13 protein-coding genes are annotated in these 18,723 nt (G+C 67.5%); 5 read left to right on the forward strand and 8 right to left on the reverse strand.

Annotated features, from left to right (window positions below; all coding sequences use genetic code 11):
* Positions 1-7: 7 nt before the first annotated feature.
* The gene (locus OSH10_RS00375) at positions 8-910 is read right to left on the reverse strand and encodes an AraC family transcriptional regulator (RefSeq protein WP_266329465.1); all 903 of its coding nucleotides are present in this window, start codon (positions 908-910) and stop codon (positions 8-10) included.
* Positions 911-1,073: 163 nt separating this feature from the next.
* Between OSH10_RS00375 and OSH10_RS00380 the strand changes: the two genes are divergently transcribed.
* From OSH10_RS00380 to OSH10_RS00390, 3 genes are all read left to right on the forward strand, one after another.
* Complete coding sequence (locus OSH10_RS00380; protein WP_266329466.1) at positions 1,074-1,910, forward strand: oxidoreductase; 837 nt, start codon at positions 1,074-1,076, stop codon at positions 1,908-1,910.
* A gap of 100 nt (positions 1,911-2,010) precedes the next feature.
* Positions 2,011-3,033: an aldo/keto reductase gene (locus OSH10_RS00385; protein ID WP_266329467.1), complete on the forward strand. Its 1,023-nt coding sequence runs from the start codon at positions 2,011-2,013 to the stop codon at positions 3,031-3,033.
* A gap of 253 nt (positions 3,034-3,286) precedes the next feature.
* Positions 3,287-4,015 (forward strand): SDR family oxidoreductase, encoded by a 729-nt coding sequence (locus OSH10_RS00390; RefSeq protein WP_266329468.1) that lies wholly within the window; start codon positions 3,287-3,289, stop codon positions 4,013-4,015.
* 33 nt (positions 4,016-4,048) lie between these two features.
* Here OSH10_RS00390 and OSH10_RS00395 read toward each other — a convergent pair whose 3' ends face one another.
* The 3 genes from OSH10_RS00395 to recA all read right to left on the reverse strand — a co-directional run bounded on the left by OSH10_RS00395 (position 4,049) and on the right by recA (position 9,894).
* Positions 4,049-5,845, reverse strand: coding sequence for a cation:proton antiporter domain-containing protein (locus OSH10_RS00395; protein WP_266329469.1), 1,797 nt, complete (start codon positions 5,843-5,845; stop codon positions 4,049-4,051).
* 36 nt (positions 5,846-5,881) lie between these two features.
* Positions 5,882-8,533 carry an alanine--tRNA ligase gene (gene alaS, locus OSH10_RS00400; protein WP_266329470.1) on the reverse strand — a complete coding sequence of 884 codons (2,652 nt, stop codon included), beginning with the start codon at positions 8,531-8,533 and terminating at the stop codon, positions 5,882-5,884.
* A gap of 275 nt (positions 8,534-8,808) precedes the next feature.
* Positions 8,809-9,894, reverse strand: coding sequence for a recombinase RecA (gene recA / locus OSH10_RS00405; protein WP_266329471.1), 1,086 nt, complete (start codon positions 9,892-9,894; stop codon positions 8,809-8,811).
* A gap of 339 nt (positions 9,895-10,233) precedes the next feature.
* On the opposite strand from recA, the gene OSH10_RS00410 reads away from it, so the two are divergent.
* Positions 10,234-11,463 carry a serine hydrolase domain-containing protein gene (locus tag OSH10_RS00410; RefSeq protein WP_266329472.1) on the forward strand — a complete coding sequence of 410 codons (1,230 nt, stop codon included), beginning with the start codon at positions 10,234-10,236 and terminating at the stop codon, positions 11,461-11,463.
* 18 nt (positions 11,464-11,481) lie between these two features.
* Here the strand turns inward: OSH10_RS00410 and OSH10_RS00415 are convergent, their stop codons facing one another.
* Positions 11,482-12,171: an SDR family oxidoreductase gene (locus OSH10_RS00415; RefSeq protein ID WP_266329473.1), complete on the reverse strand. Its 690-nt coding sequence runs from the start codon at positions 12,169-12,171 to the stop codon at positions 11,482-11,484.
* 230 nt (positions 12,172-12,401) lie between these two features.
* On the opposite strand from OSH10_RS00415, the gene OSH10_RS00420 reads away from it, so the two are divergent.
* Positions 12,402-13,313 carry a pseudouridine-5'-phosphate glycosidase gene (locus OSH10_RS00420; RefSeq protein WP_266329474.1) on the forward strand — a complete coding sequence of 304 codons (912 nt, stop codon included), beginning with the start codon at positions 12,402-12,404 and terminating at the stop codon, positions 13,311-13,313.
* A 155-nt stretch (positions 13,314-13,468) separates the two neighbouring features.
* Here OSH10_RS00420 and OSH10_RS00425 read toward each other — a convergent pair whose 3' ends face one another.
* The 3 genes from OSH10_RS00425 to cckA form a co-directional block, all read right to left on the reverse strand.
* Entirely contained in the window at positions 13,469-14,341 is an 873-nt protein-coding gene (locus OSH10_RS00425; protein ID WP_266329475.1) for a class I SAM-dependent methyltransferase, read from the reverse strand.
* A gap of 128 nt (positions 14,342-14,469) precedes the next feature.
* Entirely contained in the window at positions 14,470-15,762 is a 1,293-nt protein-coding gene (locus tag OSH10_RS00430) for a cytochrome P450 (RefSeq protein WP_407660642.1), read from the reverse strand.
* Between the two features lie 80 nt (positions 15,763-15,842).
* Entirely contained in the window at positions 15,843-18,386 is a 2,544-nt protein-coding gene (gene cckA, locus OSH10_RS00435; protein WP_266329477.1) for a cell cycle histidine kinase CckA, read from the reverse strand.
* Between the last annotated feature and the right edge of the window lie 337 nt (positions 18,387-18,723).

Below are 18,723 nucleotides of genomic sequence, written 5' to 3' on the forward strand. Positions count from 1 at the left end.
GCGGCGGTCAGACGGGCTGCGACAGCCGCTGCGGATCGAGCGCCGAGAGGTCGCGCAGCCTGGCGGCGTCGCGCGCCGGTGGCTCGCCGAACAGGCGGCTATATTCACGGCTGAACTGCGACTGGCTCTCATAGCCGACCGCGAAGCCGATGCTGCCGGCGTCGGCGCGCTGCACGAGCAGCAGGCGGCGGGCCTCCTGCAATCGGATCTGCTTCTGGAACTGCAGCGGGCTCATCGAGGTAACGGCCTTGAAATGGCGGTGGAACGACGATCCGCTCATGCCGGCGATCTCGGCCAGCGCCTCGACGCGCATCGTCTCGCTGTAATTGTGCTTGATCCAGTCGATGGCGCGGCTGATGCAGGATAGCCGGCTGTCGGAAAGCGCGATCTGCCGCAGCATGCGCCCCTGCGCCCCGGTCAGCAGGCGATAGAGGATTTCGCGCTCGATCAGCGGGGATAGAATCGCCAGGTCGCGGGGACGGTCCAGCAGGCGCAGCAGACGGACGACAGGATCGAGCAATTCCGCGTCGATCGGGCTGACGGCCATGCCCGCCGAGGGCGCCCCATCATCCTCGATGCTCGCCAGTTCGAGCAGCAGCGAGGCGAGCGCGCCGCGGTCGAGCCGCATGCTGAAGGCGAGATAGGGCTCGGTGGCGCTGGCATCCAGGATCGACCCGCTGGCCGGAAGGTCGACCGAGACCACCAGATATTTGGCCGTGTCGTAGATCAGCATCTTGTCGCCGACCATCACCTGCTTGCGGCCCTGGGCCACGACGCAGAATAGCGGCTCGTAGAGCACGCGGGCCGGCCCGGTCTGGGTGCAGGAGCGCAACAGGGTGACGCGCGGGATCGCCGTCTCGAAACGGGTCGAGACGCAATGCCGTTCGATCAGCGCGCGGAGTTCGTTCATCGCTTCCATGATGGCCCGATAAGACATCCGGCTGTCGCCTCGCGCAAGCGCGGTCGCAGCCCGGATCGGCACTCTGAGAGGATCAGGCAAGAAGCTGGTAGCTTCCTGGTAACGGTTCGTTACCCCACGCCCCATCTTCCTCCTGCAATCGAAGGAGTTCGACATGAGCAAGATCTGGTTCGTCACCGGCTCGACGCGCGGCATCGGCGCCGAGATCGTCAAGGCAGCACTCCAGGGCGGCGACAGCGTCGTCGCCACCGGCCGCGACCCCGACAAGATCCGCACGGGCTTTGCCGCGGATGCCGACCGCGTCCTGGCGCTGGCGCTCGACGTCACCGACCCCGCCGCGATCCCGGCCGCCGTCGAAGCCGCCGTCCATAAGTTCGGCCGCATCGACGTGCTGGTCAACAATGCCGGCTATGGCCATCTCGGCCTGTTCGAGGAATCGGCGCCCGACGACGCGGAACGCCAGTTCGCGACCAACGTGTTCGGCCTGTTCAACGTCACCCGCGCGGTCCTGCCGGTGATGCGCCGGCAGCGCGCCGGCCATATCTTCAACATCTCCTCGATCGCCGGCATCCGCGGCGGGCTCGGCGGCTCGCTCTATTGCGCCAGCAAGTTCGCCATCGAGGGCTTCTCGGAATCGCTAGCCCAGGAAGTCGAGCCCTTCGGCATCCATGTGACGGTGGTCGAGCCCGGCTTCTTCCGGACCGATTTCCTGGACGAAAGCTCGGTGCGCTTCGGCGCCAGGCCGATCGAGGACTATGCCGATGTCTCGGCCCAGATCCGCGCCGGCTATCGCGATCGCAACCACCAGCAGGCGGGCGACCCGGCCAAGCTCGCGGCCGTGCTCGTCGAACTCGCCGCCCGCGAGAAGCCGCTGTTCCGCTACGCCGCCGGTTCCGATTCCGCCGGCGTGTTCGCCGCCAAGATCGAGCGGCTCCAATCCGAACTCGAAGCGACCCGTCCGCTGTCCGCGACCACGGACGGCAGCTTCTAGCCATTCCAGCCTGTACCCGGACCGCCCCTGGCGCGTCCGGCCCCCTGCCCTATCTCCCGGTTGGCGCCCCCGGCGCCCCTCACCAGAACGGATCTCACTTATGCGCACCAAGACACTCGGCGGCACCGGACTTCTCGTTTCCGAAATCTGCCTCGGCACCATGACCTTCGGCGGTCGCGGCTTCTGGACGGCGATCGGCCAGCTCGACCAGTCGGTCGCCGACAACATCGTCGCCCGCGCGCTCGATGCCGGCGTCAACTTCATCGACACGGCTGACGTCTATTCGGAAGGCGTTTCGGAGGAAGTCACCGGCCGCGCCATGGTCAATTCCGGCCGCAAGCGCTCGGACATCGTGCTCGCCACCAAGGCGCTCGGCCAGACCGGCCCGGGTCCGAACGATCGCGGCGCCTCGCGCGGCCACATCATGGACGCCGTCAAGGCGAGCCTGAAGCGGCTCGGCACCGACTATATCGACCTCTACCAGATCCACGGCTTCGATCCGCTGACCCCGATCGAGGAAACCGTGCGGGCGCTCGACGATCTCGTCCGCCAGGGCCATGTCCGCTATGTCGGCGTCTCCAACTGGGCGTCGTGGCAGATCATGAAGGCACTGGGGATCGCCGACCACAAGGACTGGGCCCGCTTCGCCTCGCTGCAGGCCTATTACACCATCGCCGGCCGCGACCTGGAGCGCGACATCGCGCCGATGCTGCGCGACCAGAAGGTCGGCCTGATGGTGTGGAGCCCGCTCGCCGGCGGCTTCCTCTCCGGCAAGTATGATCGCGACGGCAAGGGGCCGGATGGCGCCCGCCGCGCCAGCTTCGACTTCCCGCCGATCAACAAGGATCGCGCCTTCGACGTCATCGACGTGATGCGCGAGATCGGCGACGCCAGGGGCGTCTCGGTCGCCCGCATCGCGCTCGCCTGGCTGCTGCACCAGCCGGTCGTGACCTCGGTCATCATCGGCGCCAAGAGCGTGGAACAGTTGAACGACAATCTCGCCGCGACGAGCGTTACGCTCTCGGCCGAGGAGTTGAAGCGCCTCGATGAAGTGAGCGCGCTGCCGGCGGAATATCCCGGCTGGATGATCGAACGCCAGAGCGCCAACCGCCGCCCGGACTGACGCTCGACGGGAGCCCCAGAAGATGCAAGGCGGAGCGAGCCATCATCCGCCTTGCATCACGACCCCACGCACGCCGCATGACGCTTCTGTCCACGCCCCCTCCGGGCGAAGCGCGGTGCTCTCGCCCGCTGGCGCGTGGCTTCATCGTGCGCAGCCCCTGACAATCTGGGGACGATTATCGGATGCGATCAACCCCATGGCCTTTTCGCTAGGGTTCGGGCTAGTTTCGCTCAACCATATCGGGAGGAAATCCATGACTGAATTCAAGGGCAAGCGCATCCTGGTCACCGGCGCCGGCAAGGGCATCGGCCGCGCCACGGCGCTGCTGCTGGCCGAATATGGCGCCACCGTCGTGGCGCTTTCGCGCGATCCGAAGGATCTGGAGACGCTGGCGGCCGAGATCGGCTGCGAGACCTATGCCGTCGACCTCGCCGACCCGGTCGCGACGCGGGAGGCCGCCCGCGCCGCCCAGCCGATCGACCTGCTGGTCAATTGCGCCGGCACCACCACGCTGGAGCCGTTCCTCGACGCCAAGGTCGAGAGCTTCCAGCATCTCTACAACGTCAACGTGATCGCCGCGGCGGTCGTCGCCCAGGAAACCGCGCGCAACATGATCGAGCGCGGCGTCAAGGGCGCGATCGTGAACGTCTCCTCGCTCTCGTCCTGGATCGGCTTCGAGGACCACGCCGCCTATTGCGCCTCCAAGGGCGGGCTGGACGGGCTCACCACGGTGATGGCCAACGAGCTCGGCCGCAAGGGCATCCGCGTCAATGCCGTCAATCCCTGCGTGACGCTGACCCCGATGGCGGTCAAGGCCTGGAGCGACCCGGCCAAGGCCGACCCGATGCTGGCGCGCATCCCGCTCGGCCGCTTCATCGAGCCGCGCGAGGTCGCCGAGACGATCGCCTATCTGCTCTCCGACCGCGCCTCGATGATCAACGGCGTGGCGCTGCCGGTCGATGGCGGCTTCCTGGTGAACTGACGAGACCACCGGCTGACCCGCCATCGCGGCGGGTCAGTCGTCGCCGGGCCGCGTCGCGGCGCCGGCCGCCACCCTGGAGTCGGTCGGGTAAGGCTCTTCCTCGCTCAACCTCGCCTCGACGACGGCGCGCACGACCGCCAGTCGGTTGGCGATCACCTCCGTAGGCAGGCCGATCGACGCCAGCAATTCCCCGCTCAGCTGCAGGCTGCCTTCGAAGGCCTCCGGCACGACATGGGTGGCCCCAAGATCGAGCAGTTCGCGCGCATGCGCCACGCTGCGCGCGCGGGCATGGATCGTGGCGTGCGGCCAGCGGGAGCGGATCGCCTCGACCATGCGCTTCGCCATGTCGCCGCCATCGGCCGTCACGACGAAGGCCAGCGCCTTTTCCGCGCCCAGCCGCGTCAGGATCTCGGCGCGCGTCGCATCGCCGTAAAACACCGGCAACCCGTCCTTCTTCGCGCGCTCGACATGCACCACATCGAGATCCAGCGCGACGAAGGGAATGCCCTCGGCGCGGAGCAGGCCGCCGACCATGCCCCCGACGCGACCATAGCCGCCGATGATGACGTGGTCGGAGAATGCCTCGTCGGCGTGGAAACCGTGTTTCGCCATATGGGTCCGGCCTTCGATCGCCTTCGCGATGCGCCCGCCTACCATGCCCAGCGCCGGGGTGAACATCATGGAGAGCGCGGCCACCGTGGTCGCGAAATGGGCGACATCGGCGGTGATGACGTTGTCGCGGAACGCCAGCGCGAACATGACGAAGGCAAACTCGCCGGCGCCGGCGAGCAGGAAGGCCATCTCGATCGCCACCGGCCGCTCGACGCGGACCAGACGCGCGGCGACATAGGCCGTCACCAACTTGACCGCCAGCATCAGCACGAGCGCCAGAAGCACCATCGTCCATTGCAGATAGACGATATCGAGATCGATCGTCATGCCGACCGTCATGAAGAACAGGCCGAGCAGCAGATCCCGGAACGGCTCCACATCGACATCGAGCTGATGGCGATATTCGCTTTCGCTGAGCAGCAGGCCGGCCAGGAACGCGCCAAGCGCCGAGGAGAGCCCCGCCGCCGAGGTCAACGCCCCGGCGCCGATGATGATCAGCAGCGTGATCGCGATCAGCAGGGTGCGATTCCCGGTGGCCCCCGCCAGTTGCATGAACGGCTTGATCAGGAAACGGCCGAGGGCGAGCACGGCGATGACGACGGCGACCGCGATGCCGATGCCCTGGACCAGCGCGAGACCGACGCTGCTGCCGGCCGTCGCCCCGGCCGTGCCCAGGATGCCGACGACGATAACGACCGGCACCACCGTCAGATCCTGCAGGATCAGCACGCCCAGCGTCGTCCGGCCCACCGGCGCCACGAGACGCTTCCGCTCGATCAGCGACTGGGTGACGATCGCGGTCGAGGACAGCGCGAACGCCATGCCGAGCACCAGCGAATCGTCGAACTGGAACCCGGCCATCGCGGCGAGCGCGTAGATGGCGCCGGTGGCCAGGATGACCTGAAGGCCGCCGACCTGAACCATCATCTTGCCGATCGCGGCAAGCCGCGACAGCGACAGCTCCAGGCCGATGGTGAACAGCAGGAACAGCACGCCGAGATCGCCCAGCGTCTGCAGACGGGTCACGTCGGTGATGGCGGCATAGCCGAAGATCGGCAGGGTCTGGGCCAGATGCCCGAAGCCGCCCGGGCCCACCGCCACGCCGGCGATGAGAAAACCCAGCACGACGCCAAGCCGCATATACTGGAACAGCGGAACGACAATGCCCGCGGCGACCAGGAAGATCAGAAGTTCCCTGCCCGCCGCGAGATGTTCCACAGCGTTATCCTTTGCTGGGGCGTCGCCCCGCCGGAACTAGCCTGCCAGTACCGCTTCGATCGCCGCCAGCGCATCGTCGGCCTTGGCGCCATCGGGGCCACCGGCCTGCGCCATGTCCGGCCGGCCGCCGCCGCCCTTGCCGCCCAGCGCATCCGAACCGGCCCGAACCAGATCGATGGCGCTGTACTGGCCGACCAGATCCTCGCTGACGCCGACGACCAGACCGGCCTTGCCGTCATCCGAGACGCCGACGATCGCGACAATGCCGGAACCGACCGACTTCTTGGCGTCGTCGACGAGCCCCTTCAGGTCCTTCGGCGAAATGCCCGACACCACGCGGCCAAGGTAGCGCACGGAGCCGACCTCGCGAACGCCGTCGCCGGCCGCCTGGCCGCCACCGCCGCCCAGCGCCAGCTTCTTCCTGGCCTCGGCAAGCTCGCGCTCCAGGCGACGCTTGTCCTCGACCAGCGACTGGACCCGGTCCGCCGCCTCGTCGGGACGCACCTTGAGCGCCGCCGCGACCGCCTTCAGGCGCTTGTCCTGCAGCTCCAGATGCTCGCGCGCCGCCTTGCCGGTCAGCGCTTCGACGCGGCGCACGCCGGCCGCGACCGCGCTCTCGCCGACAAAGGTGACCAGCCCGATCTCGCCGGTGCGGCCGACATGAGTGCCGCCGCAAAGCTCGACCGAATAAGGCTTGCCGTTCTCCTCGCCCATGGTGACGACGCGTACCTCATCGCCATACTTCTCGCCGAACAGCGCCATCGCGCCGGAATGCATCGCCTCGTCGCGATCCATCAGGCGGGTGACGACCGGCGCGTCCTGCAGCACGATCTGGTTGGCGATCTCCTCGACGGCGGCGAGTTCGGCCTCGTCGATCGGCTTCGGATGGCTGAAATCGAAACGCAGGCGTTCCGGCGCGACCAGCGAGCCCTTCTGGGCGACGTGATCGCCGAGCACGCGGCGGAGTGCGGCGTGCAGCAGATGGGTCGCCGAATGGTTGGAACGGATGGTGCCGCGGCGGCCATGATCCACGACCAGCCGCACGGCGTCACCGGTCTTGACCGAACCGCTCTCGACCTGCCCGACATGCACGAACAGGCCATCGGCGCGCTTCTGCGTGTCCTCGATCCGGATGACGGCGCCGCCCTCGGTCTCGATCCGGCCGGCATCGCCGACCTGGCCGCCCGATTCGGCGTAGAACGGCGTCTGGTTGACGACGATCGACACCGGCTCGCCGGCCTTAGCCTCGGCGATCTCGGCGCCGTCGCGAACGAGGGCCAGCACCTTGCCTTCGGCCGCTTCCGCCGAATAGCCGAGGAACTCGGTCGCGCCGAGCTTGTCGCGCAGCGAGAACCAGACCGTCTCGGTCGCGGTATCACCCGAACCCGCCCAATTGGCGCGGGCCTCGGCCTTCTGCCGCTCCATCGCCGTCTGGAACGCGTCGATATCGACGCCGATGCCGCGGGCGCGCAGCGCGTCCTGCGTCAGGTCGAGCGGGAAGCCATAGGTGTCGTACAGCTTGAACGCGGTCTCGCCATCGAGCGTCGCGCCGCTGGTGAGCGTGCCCGTCGCGTCGTCGAGCAGCGTCAGGCCGCGTGCCAGCGTGCGGCGGAAGCGGATTTCCTCCAGCCGCAGCGTCTCGGTGATCAGCGCTTCGGCGCGCAGCAGTTCCGGATAGGCCTGGCCCATTTCGCGGACCAGCGCCGGCACCAGGCGCCACATCAGCGGCTCGGCCGCGCCCAGCAAATGCGCGTGGCGCATGGCGCGTCGCATGATGCGGCGCAGCACATAGCCGCGGCCTTCGTTGGACGGCAGGACGCCGTCGGCGATCAGGAAGGAGGTGGCGCGCAGATGGTCGGCGATGATGCGGTGGCTGGCGCGGTTGGCGCCTTCGGCCGGCACGCCGGTCGCCTCGACCGAGGCGCGGATCAGCGCCTTGAACAGGTCGATGTCGTAATTGTCATGCACGCCCTGCATGACCGCGGCGACGCGCTCGAGGCCCATGCCGGTATCGATCGACGGACGCGGCAGCGGCACGCGGTTGCCCGGCGCGGTCTGCTCGAACTGCATGAAGACGAGATTCCAGATCTCGATGAAGCGGTCGCCATCCTCGTCCGGGCTGCCGGGCGGGCCGCCGGGGATGTGGTCGCCATGGTCGAAGAAGATCTCCGAGCACGGGCCGCACGGGCCGGTATCGCCCATCTGCCAGAAATTGTCCGACGTCGCGATGCGGATGATCCGGTCTTCCGACAGGCCGGCGATCTTCTTCCAGAGACCGAAGGCTTCCTCGTCGTCATGATAGACGGTGACGAGCAGCTTCTCGCGCGCCAGGCCGAATTCCCTGGTGACCAGCGTCCAGGCCAGCTCGATCGCGCGTTCCTTGAAATAGTCGCCGAACGAGAAATTGCCGAGCATCTCGAAGAAGGTGTGATGTCGGGCGGTGTAGCCGACATTGTCGAGATCATTGTGCTTGCCGCCGGCGCGGACGCATTTCTGCGACGTCGTGGCGCGCGGATAGGGCGCGGCGGACCGGCCGGTGAAATAGTCCTTGAACTGGACCATGCCGGCATTGGTGAACATCAGCGTCGGATCGTTGCGCGGCACGAGCGGGCTCGACGCGACGATCTCGTGACCGTTCTTCTGATAGAAGCCGAGATACGCCGACCGGATGTCGTTGACGCTGCTCATGGAAACTGACCCGCCTGCTACAGAGGGGGGCGCGCAAGAGCGTACCCCGCCGAAGGAATTGTGCGGGCGTTTGTAGCGACCGGTCGCCGGACTGTCCAGAAAACGCGTGAGCCGTCCTTAACGCCGCGTCGATCCACCGGGACGAAGGGCCGCCCCGGTCGCGCCGGAGCTTGCCTGCCGCCGATCGGACGGGCCGGCGCCACCGGTCCCGCCGCCGCGCGGCATCCGCCCCCAAGGCGAAGGAAGGACGCCGACCGTCCTTCCTGTCCTCGATCCTATGCCTCGAGCGCGTCGTCCTCGCCGTCATCCGACTCGGGCTCGCCCTTGGTCAGCTGCTCGGCGATCAGGCCTGCATTCTGGCGGATCGCCAGCTCGATCGCGGCGGCTGCCTTGGGATTGTCGCGCAGGAAGCCCTTGGCGTTCTCGCGGCCCTGGCCGAGGCGCTGGCTGTCATAGGAGAACCAGGCGCCCGACTTCTCGACGATGCCGGCCTTGACGCCGAGATCGACCAGCTCGCCCATCTTGGAGATGCCTTCGCCATACATGATGTCGAATTCGACCTGCTTGAACGGCGGCGCCAGCTTGTTCTTGACCACCTTGACGCGGGTCTGGTTGCCGACGACGTCGTCGCGCTCCTTGATCGCGCCGATGCGGCGGATGTCGAGGCGGACCGACGCGTAGAACTTCAGCGCATTGCCGCCGGTCGTGGTCTCGGGATTGCCGAACATCACGCCGATCTTCATGCGGATCTGGTTGATGAAGATCACCATGGTGTTCGACTTCGAGATCGACGCGGTGAGCTTGCGCAGCGCCTGGCTCATCAGGCGGGCCTGCAGGCCCGGCAGGCTGTCGCCCATCTCGCCTTCGATTTCGGCGCGCGGCGTCAGCGCCGCGACCGAATCGACCACGAGCACGTCGACGGCGCCGGACCGCACCAGCGTGTCGGTGATCTCAAGGGCCTGCTCGCCCGTATCGGGCTGCGAGATCAGGAGATCGTCGAGATTGACGCCGAGCTTGCGGGCATAGATCGGATCGAGCGCATGCTCCGCGTCGACGAAGGCGCAGATGCCGCCATTCTTCTGCGCTTCGGCGATGGTCTGCAGCGCCAGCGTGGTCTTGCCCGACGATTCCGGACCGTACACCTCGACGATTCGGCCGCGCGGCAGGCCGCCAATGCCGAGCGCGATATCGAGCCCGATCGAGCCGGTGGAAACGGTTCCGATCTCGACGGCCTTGTTCTGGCCGAGGCGCATTATCGAGCCCTTGCCAAAGGCCCGTTCGATCTGGGAGAGCGCTGCATCCAGCGCCTTCGACTTGTCCATTGTGGCCCCTTCGACGAGACGGAGAGAAGATTGAGACATTCCGGCGCTCCTTATTCCACACCGCTCGGACGTGAGCAAACAGGGACAATGTACACGTTTTGTTCTCGTCTTCAAGCGGCAATGCCGCGACCTCGGTCCTCTTTTTTGAGCCGCGGGGCGCGGGGCGGGCTAGAGTGGCGGCGAGGAAGGCACGGACGCCGCCATTGCGAGCCGCAAGCCGGACCTCCAGGAGACCGCATGATGTCGCTCTCGCCTGCCCCGATTCCAGCTCCGTCCCCTCTCTGCGCCCTGCCCCGTCGCCTGGCCGCCCTCGTCGCCCTGGGCCTGGGCGGCGCAATGACACTGCTCCCCTCTGCCCGCGCCGAGGAGGCGATCCCGATGACAGCGCAGCAATCGGATCCCGCGACGCTGGGCTGGATGGTCGGCGCGCCGCCGCCGGCCGACAAGATCATCCGCTTCAGCGATGGCGACTATTTCACCTTTCCCAAGCTGCGCTGGACGGTCTGCCATTTCCGCCAGCTGATGCCGACGATCGGCGTCGGGCGCGGCCTGGGGCCGCTGCGCTTCTTCGAGCGGAGGATCGACAATTCGATCGAGGGCCTGAGCTTCATGCCGCTCGGCGGCACCAAGCCGATGACGTTCGGCGAGGCGTTCGACGTCAACTATACCGATGGCCTCGTCATCCTGCACAAGGGCGTGCTGGTCTATGAGCGCTATGCCGGCTGCCTGGACGAGACCGGGCAGCATGCCGCGATGTCGGTAACCAAGTCGCTGACCGGCCTGCTGGGCGAAATACTCGTCGCCGAGGGGACGATCGACGACAAGGCCAAGGTGGCGACGCTGGTGCCGGAACTCGCCGGTAGCGCCTTCGGCGACGCGACCGTGCGCCAGGTACTCGATATGACCACCGGGCTTCACTACAGCGAAGACTATTCGGATCCGAACGCCGATGTCTGGATCTATTCGGCCGCCGGCAATCCGCTGCCGAAGCCCGCCGACTACAAGGGTCCGCGCAGCTATTTCGACTACCTGAAGACGGTGCGCAAGGAAGGCGAGCATGGCGCCGCCTTCGGCTACAAGACGATCAATTCCGATGCGCTCGGCTGGATCATCGCCCGTGTCACCGGCAAGTCGGTGGCCACGCTGCTGTCGGAACGGATCTGGAGTCGGATGGGCGCCGAACTGGACGCCTATTACACGGTCGATTCGATCGGCACGCCGTTTGCCGGCGGCGGGTTCAATGCCGGCCTGCGCGACCTCGCGCGGATCGGCCAACTGATGCTGGGCGGCGGAACGATGAATGGCGAGCGCCTGATCCCGGAGGCCGCGATCGCCCATATCCGCGCCGGCGGCGACCCGGCCAAATTCGCCAAGGCCGACTACCCGCTGCTCAAGGGCTGGAGCTATACCGGCATGTGGTGGATCACCAACAATCCGAACGGCGCCTTCATGGCGCGCGGCGTGCACGGCCAGGCGATCTATGTCGATCCGGCCGCGCATATGGTGATTGCCCGCTTCGCCTCGAACCCGGTCACCAGCAACGCGGCCAACGACCCGACGAGCCTGCCGGCCTATGCCGCCGTGGCGGACTACCTGAAGGACAAGTAGCCCCGCCCGCGCGACGGATCAGGATGTCAGGCCGCCATCGACGGTGATCGTCTGGCCGGTGACATAGCGCGCCAGCGGCGAGACGAGATAGGCGACGGCGCTGGCAAGCTCGGCGACTTCGCCATAGCGGCCGGCCGGGATGCGGGCGATCCGCTCGGCCGTGCTGGGCAGCGAATCGATAAAGCCGGGCGCGACGGCGTTGATGGTGATGCCATCCTTGGCGAGCGTGCGCGCCGCCACCGCGACATAGGCGGAAAGCCCGGCGCGCAGCACCGAGGACGAGGCGAAATCGCCATCCGGCCGGGCGGCGGCGAAGCTCGACATGGCGACGAAGGCCCCCTTCGAGGCTTCCAGATCGGCGCGCGCCGCCCGCAACAGCCGGACGGTCGGCATCAGGAACATGTCCTGCGCGGCGCGCCAGTCGTCGTCGTCGAGATCGAGCAGCTTCTTCTTGGCGGCATGGCCGCTATTGGCGACGATGGCGTCGATCCGCCCCGTCTCCGCCCGGGCGCGCTCGACCAGCGCCTGCAGATCCCCGGCATTCGTCACATCGCCGCGCACGGCGAAGCCGCCCAGTTCCCGGGCCAGCGCCTCGACGCCTTCCGAGCGGCCGAGCAGGCCGACCCGGTAGCCGTCGGCGGCCAGGCGGCGGGCGATCCCCGCGCCGATTCCCTTGCTGGCGGCGGTGACGAGAGCGGTCTTCGACATGCTGGAGGCCTCTTGCTGCCGGCCAAGGCCGGATTGGGTCGATCGAGCGCCGATAAGAACCGCAAACGGCTCGGCCTGCAATCGACCGGCGCGACATGTGCGCCGGGCATGGCCGACCGGCGCGGACAAGGCTTGCCGAGAACGGGGGCGATCGGCCATGGTCCGCCTTTTCGCGGATGCGCTTCGCCGAACCGGTGCCGGTCCGCCCCCTCAGAATGGTGATCCACAGAATGTACGAGTCCGATCTCATCATCCTTTCCGACGAAGTCGCGGCGGCCAAGGCCGAAGGCAAGCCGCTGGTCGCGCTGGAAACGACGATCGTCACCCATGGCATGCCCTATCCCGACAACATCGCGACGGCGCGCGCCGTCGAGGACATCGTGCGGGCCAATGGCGCGGTGCCGGCGACCATCGCCATCATGGACGGCAAGATCCGGGTCGGCCTGACGGCGGACGAGCTGGAGCGCCTCGCCGGCCTCAAGGACGTGATGAAGGTGTCGCGCGCCGATCTCGCCTTCGCGCTGTCGACCGGCCGCCCGGGCGCCACGACGGTGGCGGCCACCATGATCACCGCCCATCTCGCCGGCGTCCGCGTGTTCGCGACGGGCGGAATCGGCGGCGTGCATCGCGGCGCCGAGACGACCTATGACGTTTCGGCCGACCTCTACGAATTCGCCAAGACCCCGGTGACGGTCGTCTGCGCCGGCGCCAAGGCGTTGCTCGACATCCCGAAGACGCTGGAAGTGCTGGAAACGCTGGGCGTGCCGGTCGTCACCGTCGGCCAGGACGAACTGCCGGCCTTCTGGTCGCGCCAGAGCGGCCTGCCCACGCCGCTGCGCCTCGACGCGCCGCGAGAGATCGCAGCCTTCATCGCCAAGCGCGCCGAGATTGGCCTCGAGGGCGGCATGCTGGTCGCCAATCCGGTGCCGCTCGCCGACGAGATCCCGGCCGAGGAAATGCGCGGCTATATCGACACCGCAATCGCGGATGCCGATCGCCACGGCATCCGCGCCAAGCAGGTCACGCCCTATGTGCTCGGCCGCATGCTGGAACTCACAGCCGGTCGCAGCCTGGTCACCAACATCGCCCTGGTGAAGAACAACGCCAGGCTCGCCGCCGAGATCGCCGCGGCCCTGGTCTGAGACCCTTCCGAGCCCCGGGCCTTGCGCGCCCGGGGCCCGAACCTGGAACGTGAAGCATGCGCATTCTCCACCTCCCCCTCGGGGAGAGGTGACAGGCCGATTCCTTCCATGGGAATCTGGCTCCCGTTGCCAGCGGGCCGCGCATCCGGCCCCCGCTAGGGGGACGGAGCTGCCGGAGCCTTGATCGCCGCGACGACATGGCCGACCGCGGCCCGGTCCAGCGCGGAGGGCCCGCCAAGATAGAGCTGCCCCAGTTCCGGACCGGTGCGATCCTCGATCGACGAGAAGCCGAGGCCGGCCAGACGGCCCGCCAGGTCATCGGGCTTGAAGAAGGTGACGAAAGGTTCGCCAAGGCTGGCCGTGCGGCCGGAAAGCGTCGTGAAAGCCAGCCGCTGCAGCAGGGTGAGCTTGTCCGGAATCTCGGCATAATCGAACACGACTTCGCTTCCGCCGGGGCGTGCCGCGATGATGCCGAGCGTCGAGAAGATCGCCGCCTCGGTCAGGTAAGGCGCGACGCCGAGCCAGGAGAAGAAGGTCGGCTCGGCCGGGTCGAGCCCGGCGGCAAGCAGTTGCTCGTCCAGCCTGTCGACCGAGAAATCGACCGGCACGAAACGCACGCCCTCCGGCACCGGAATGCCGGTCGCGGCCAGACGATCCCGCTTCCAGGCCTGGGTGGCCGGGTGGTCGACCTCGAAAACGACAACGCCGTTGTCGGCGAAGGGATTGCGATAGGCGAAGGTGTCGAGACCGGCGCCGAGCACGACGACATGGCGCACGCCACGTGCGACGGCGGCGGCGAGCCGGTCCTCGGCAAAGCGGCTGCGCGCCGCGAGGAAGGCGCGGATCGTCTCGCCGCCCGGCGAATCGGCGCGGGAGAGTTCGTCGCGCGCCAGAACGGAGCCGCGATCGCCCCCGACGATGGTGAGAGCGAGCGGATCCTCGAATATCAAAGGCTTATCGAGGAGCTGGTGGGCCGCGCGACGCATGGCGACGCGAAAGGCTGTTGCGCTGGGCTGACCTTCAATCATGGCGGGGTTTTACTCCACACGGCCCGGATTGGTAAGCAGCCTTGTCCCGCTTTCCTCGCCCGCCAGCCAGCAGACAGGCTCTGGCAACGGCGACGACGCAGGGGCAGGCCGCGGCACGGCCCGGTCCATCAAACGTCCCATGCCAGCCGCAGCCCGTCGAGGCCGTGGAAATGATAGGCGTCGCGGTAGCTGGGCGGGGCGGCGAAACGCAATCCCTTCAGCCGCTCGAACAGGATCGGCAGCGCGACCTGCATTTCCAGCCGCGCCAGCGGCGCGCCGATGCAGAAATGGATGCCGAGACCGAAGGAGACATGCGGCTTCAGCTCGCGCGTCGTGTCGAAGCGATCGGCCATGGCATAGCGGTTGGGATCTCGATTGGCGGCGCCAAGCATCAGCCCGACCTGCTGGCCCTTCTTCAGCACGATGCCGCCATACTCCAGATCTTCCAGCGCATAGCGCGTGAACATGTGCAGCGGCGGGTCGTAGCGCAGGCATTCCTCGACCGTCGCGGCCGTCGATTCGGGCGTCGCGAACAGAGCGGACGGCTCCGCGCCGGAACGCAGGATCGCCCGCACGCCATTGCCCAGCGCATGCACCGTCGCCTCGTGGCCGGCATTGAGCAACAGGATGCAGGTGGTGATCAGTTCGTCCTCGGAGAGCTTTTCGCCCTTCTCCTCGGCCGATATCAGCTGGCTGATCAGGTCGTCGCCGGGCTTGCCGCGCCGCTCCTGCACATAGCCCCGGAGAAAGGCCGAGAAGGCGAGCGTCGCGGCGACGGCGGCGTCCTCCATCGCGGGGGTGCGGCCAAGCTGGTACATGCCGACCATGGCATGCGACCAGGCCAGCAGATCGGGCGCGCGCTCGACCGGCACGCCGAGAATCTCGGCGATCACGGTGATCGGGATCGGCGTCGCATAGGCTTCGATCAGGTCGATCTCGCCTTTGGCGGCGAAGCCGTCGATCAACTCGTTGCAAAGCGCCTCGATGCGCGGGCGAAGCCGCTCGATCTGCCGGGACACGAAGGCCCGGTTGACCAGCGTGCGCAGCCGAGTGTGGACCGGGGGCTCGCGCTCCAGCATCGACAGGCCGTCGACATCGTAGAATGGCTTCAGACGCGCCGGGATCTCAGGAATGCCAAGTTCCTCGCGCGTTGCCACATGAAGAATCTCCCGGCCGAAACGGCGGTCGCGATAGAGCGCGTTGACGTCATCGGCGGCGAGGAAACACCAGACGCCCTGTTCCTCCCAGAAGAACACCGGCGAGATGGCCCGGATCGCCTCGAACACCGGATAGGGATCCTGGAAGAAGGCGGGATCGCTGGCATCGATCGACACGCGGCGCGTCACCGGATCGATCCGGAAAGGCAGGGCCGTGGTCGCCGCTTCGATGGCGGGCGCGGTTCGATCGTTCATGAACATCATTCCAGTTGGAAACGGACTGGCATTCTCCGCAGGCGGCCGCGGCTTGGCAAGCGCGGTATGCGGCGGCGCCCGCGCCCGGCCTAATGGCCGAGCGTTTCCTTGACGGCGGTCGCCAGCTGCTTGAGCGAGAACGGCTTCGGCAGGAAATTGAAGGTCTCGCCATCCGGCAGGTTCTTGGCGAAGGCGTCCTCGGCATAGCCGGAGACGAAGATGATCTTCAGCCCCGGACGCTCCTTGCGCAGCTCGCGCAGCAGCGACGGGCCGTCGAGTTCCGGCATGACGACGTCGGAGACAACGAGATCGATCGTGCCGCCGGTCTCGCGCATGATTTCCAGCGCCTCGATTCCGGAGGCGGCCTCGTGCACGGTGTAGCCGCGCGAGGCGAGCGCCCGGGCGGCGAAGGCCCGCACGGCCTCCTCGTCCTCGACCAGCAGGATGCTGGCGCTGCCGGTGAGATCGGCGATCTCGGGCGCCTTCTCGGCGATGATCTCGGGCTTGGACGAAACAAGCGGAACGTGGCGCGGCACGAAGATGCGAAAGGTCGTGCCGACATCCGTCTCGCTGTCGAAGAAGATATGCGCGCCGGTCTGCTTGACGATGCCGTAGACGGTCGAGAGGCCGAGGCCCGTGCCCTTGCCGACATCCTTGGTCGAGAAGAACGGCTCGAAGATCTTCGACTGCACTTCGGGCGGAATGCCGGTGCCAGTATCCGCCACTTCGATCAGCACATAGTCGGCAGGCGGCAGCGGCTTGTAGCTGAACTCCGCCACCTCCTCCGGCGTGACGTTGCGCGTGCGGATGGTCAGCGTGCCGCCCTTCGGCATGGCGTCGCGGGCATTGACGGCGAGATTGATGACCACCTGCTCGAACTGATTGAGGTCGGCCTTGATCGGCCAGACATCGCGGCCATGCACCAGTTGCAGCTTGACCTTCTCGCCGAGCAGCCGCTCCAGCAGGATCGAGAGATCGGACAGCACGTCGCCCATCGCCAGCACCTGCGGGCGCAGGGTCTGGCGGCGCGAGAAGGCCAGCAACTGGCGGACGAGTCCGGCCGCGCGGTTGGCGTTCTGCTTGATGTTCATGATGTCCTGGAAGGACGGATCGCTCGGCCGATGGTTGGCGAGCAGCAGGTCGGAGAAGCCGATGATCGCCGTCAGCACGTTGTTGAAATCGTGCGCGACGCCGCCGGCCAGCTGGCCGATCGCCTGCATCTTCTGGCTCTGCGCGAACTGCAGCTCCAGCGCCCGCTGCTCCGTCGTCTCGAGCGCATAGACGGTGGCGATCTCGCGCTCGTTCGCGTCCTCGTCGACGGCCGTCACGTAGAAGCGCACGCTGCGCTCGCCCTGGCCGAGAATGGTGGTGTCGACGGGCGGGATTTCGCTGCGGCCGCCGGCGGCGCTCTCCAGCGCGGCCTCCAGCGCCGGGCGCTCGCTCTCGGCGATCACGTCGATCAGGCGGGCGCGGCTGCCGCCATCCGACTTGATCGGCCCGAACAGGCGCGCGAAGGGCGCGTTGGTGCGGCCGATCCGGCCGGACTTGTCGATCGAGGCGATGGCGAAGGGCGTGTGATTGAAGAAGCGGGTGAAGCGCACTTCCGCCGCGCGCAACGCCTCGGATGTCTCCTCCCCGGGGCCGCGATTGAGCACGATGGTCCGGGTCGCGCCCGGCGCGCCGTCGCCGGCGAAGGGAACGCGATGCAGCAGCCGCACAGGCAGGCTCTGGCCGTTCTGCTTGACGAGATCGAGATCGATCGTCTGCGGCCGCATCTCGCCGGAATTCTCGCGGTCGACCGAGAGCAGCGCCGCGCCGTCGCCGCGCACGATATCGCCGAGCGTGAGGGCGCCGGCCTTGAAATAGGTCAGGTCGATGCCGAGCCAGTCGGCGAGCGTCGCGTTCAGATAGACGATGCGGCCATCCGGCTCGGCCGAGAAGAAGCCGGCCGGCGCATGGTCGAGATAGTCGATGGCGTGCTGCAGGTCCTGGAACACGGTTTCCTGCTGGGCGCGGTCATGCGTGACATCGGCGACCTGCCAGGCCGTCAGCAGGCGGCCGTCATCCTTGCCGGCCTTCACAGGGCGGACCCGGATGCGATACCAGCGCGGCGTGCCGTTGGCGGGGCCGGCCAGGGGGGTCGGCATGCGCACTTCCTCGACGGCGGCGCGACCTTCGCGGATCGACTGCGACAGGCGGTAGATCGCCTCGCTCGCGGCCTGGTCGCCGGAGAAGACGCGCTCCACGACGCGCACATCCTTGCCCTCGTCCGCGCCGACCAGGTCGGCATAGGCGGCGTTGGCGTAGAGGATGCGGCTGTCGCGATCCGTGATGATCAGGCCTTCGGCCATGCTGTCGATGAAGCCACGGCCGAGATCATCGCGCGGCGAGCGCCCGGTGAAGCGCATCAGCCCGATCGCGGCGGCGAACAGCGTGAAGACGCCGACGACCGCAAGAAGCCCGAGCAGCGCGAAGATGAAGGGTTCGGCCGCCCGGGGGGGCAGCAGGGCAAAAGCGAGCGCCGCGCCGACGAGGCAGCCGGCGAGCACCAGCAGTCGCCCGATCCCGCCGGGGCGATCGGAGCGATCGACCAGCGCGCGGCGAGGCGTTTTCTGGTTGCTGTCGTCGGTCATGCCGCTACGCGGCTCGACTTGTGCGGCATGAACCCCTGCACCCCGGTCTGCCCATCTGTTCATAGATCCTTGCGAACGCTTGTTGACGGCGAAGAATCGCTGTTCGCTTCTAACAGGGAGAATGCGGAGGATTGCTTGTTAATTCAACGCGGACCGGCGGAAATCGGCGCAGGATGGCAGGCTCTCCCCTGAAGAGGGAGCCTCGCCCCGCGCCCGCAGGATCGAGAATCACCGGCGACACGAAGGCGGCTGAGCCCTGACAAGGCCACTTTTCCCGGAACAATGACCCGTTCAACGCGCATGGACATGCGAATCCACTGGATTCTGCCACAGCCAT

Source organism: Kaistia defluvii, from assembly GCF_026343955.1.
Lineage (GTDB): Bacteria > Pseudomonadota > Alphaproteobacteria > Rhizobiales > Kaistiaceae > Kaistia > Kaistia defluvii.

What these genes read in the sequence shown, in the direction of transcription:
- OSH10_RS00375 (WP_266329465.1), bottom strand. Translation starts at nt 910, where the DNA reads ATGAACGAACTCCGCGCGCTGATCGAACGGCATTGCGTCTCGACCCGT.
- OSH10_RS00380 (WP_266329466.1), top strand. Translation starts at nt 1,074, where the DNA reads ATGAGCAAGATCTGGTTCGTCACCGGCTCGACGCGCGGCATCGGCGCC.
- OSH10_RS00385 (WP_266329467.1), top strand. Translation starts at nt 2,011, where the DNA reads ATGCGCACCAAGACACTCGGCGGCACCGGACTTCTCGTTTCCGAAATC.
- OSH10_RS00390 (WP_266329468.1), top strand. Translation starts at nt 3,287, where the DNA reads ATGACTGAATTCAAGGGCAAGCGCATCCTGGTCACCGGCGCCGGCAAG.
- alaS (WP_266329470.1), bottom strand. Translation starts at nt 8,533, where the DNA reads ATGAGCAGCGTCAACGACATCCGGTCGGCGTATCTCGGCTTCTATCAG.
- recA (WP_266329471.1), bottom strand. Translation starts at nt 9,894, where the DNA reads ATGTCTCAATCTTCTCTCCGTCTCGTCGAAGGGGCCACAATGGACAAG.
- OSH10_RS00410 (WP_266329472.1), top strand. Translation starts at nt 10,234, where the DNA reads ATGACAGCGCAGCAATCGGATCCCGCGACGCTGGGCTGGATGGTCGGC.
- OSH10_RS00415 (WP_266329473.1), bottom strand. Translation starts at nt 12,171, where the DNA reads ATGTCGAAGACCGCTCTCGTCACCGCCGCCAGCAAGGGAATCGGCGCG.
- OSH10_RS00420 (WP_266329474.1), top strand. Translation starts at nt 12,402, where the DNA reads ATGTACGAGTCCGATCTCATCATCCTTTCCGACGAAGTCGCGGCGGCC.
- OSH10_RS00425 (WP_266329475.1), bottom strand. Translation starts at nt 14,341, where the DNA reads ATGATTGAAGGTCAGCCCAGCGCAACAGCCTTTCGCGTCGCCATGCGT.
- OSH10_RS00430 (WP_407660642.1), bottom strand. Translation starts at nt 15,762, where the DNA reads ATGATGTTCATGAACGATCGAACCGCGCCCGCCATCGAAGCGGCGACC.
- cckA (WP_266329477.1), bottom strand. Translation starts at nt 18,386, where the DNA reads ATGACCGACGACAGCAACCAGAAAACGCCTCGCCGCGCGCTGGTCGAT.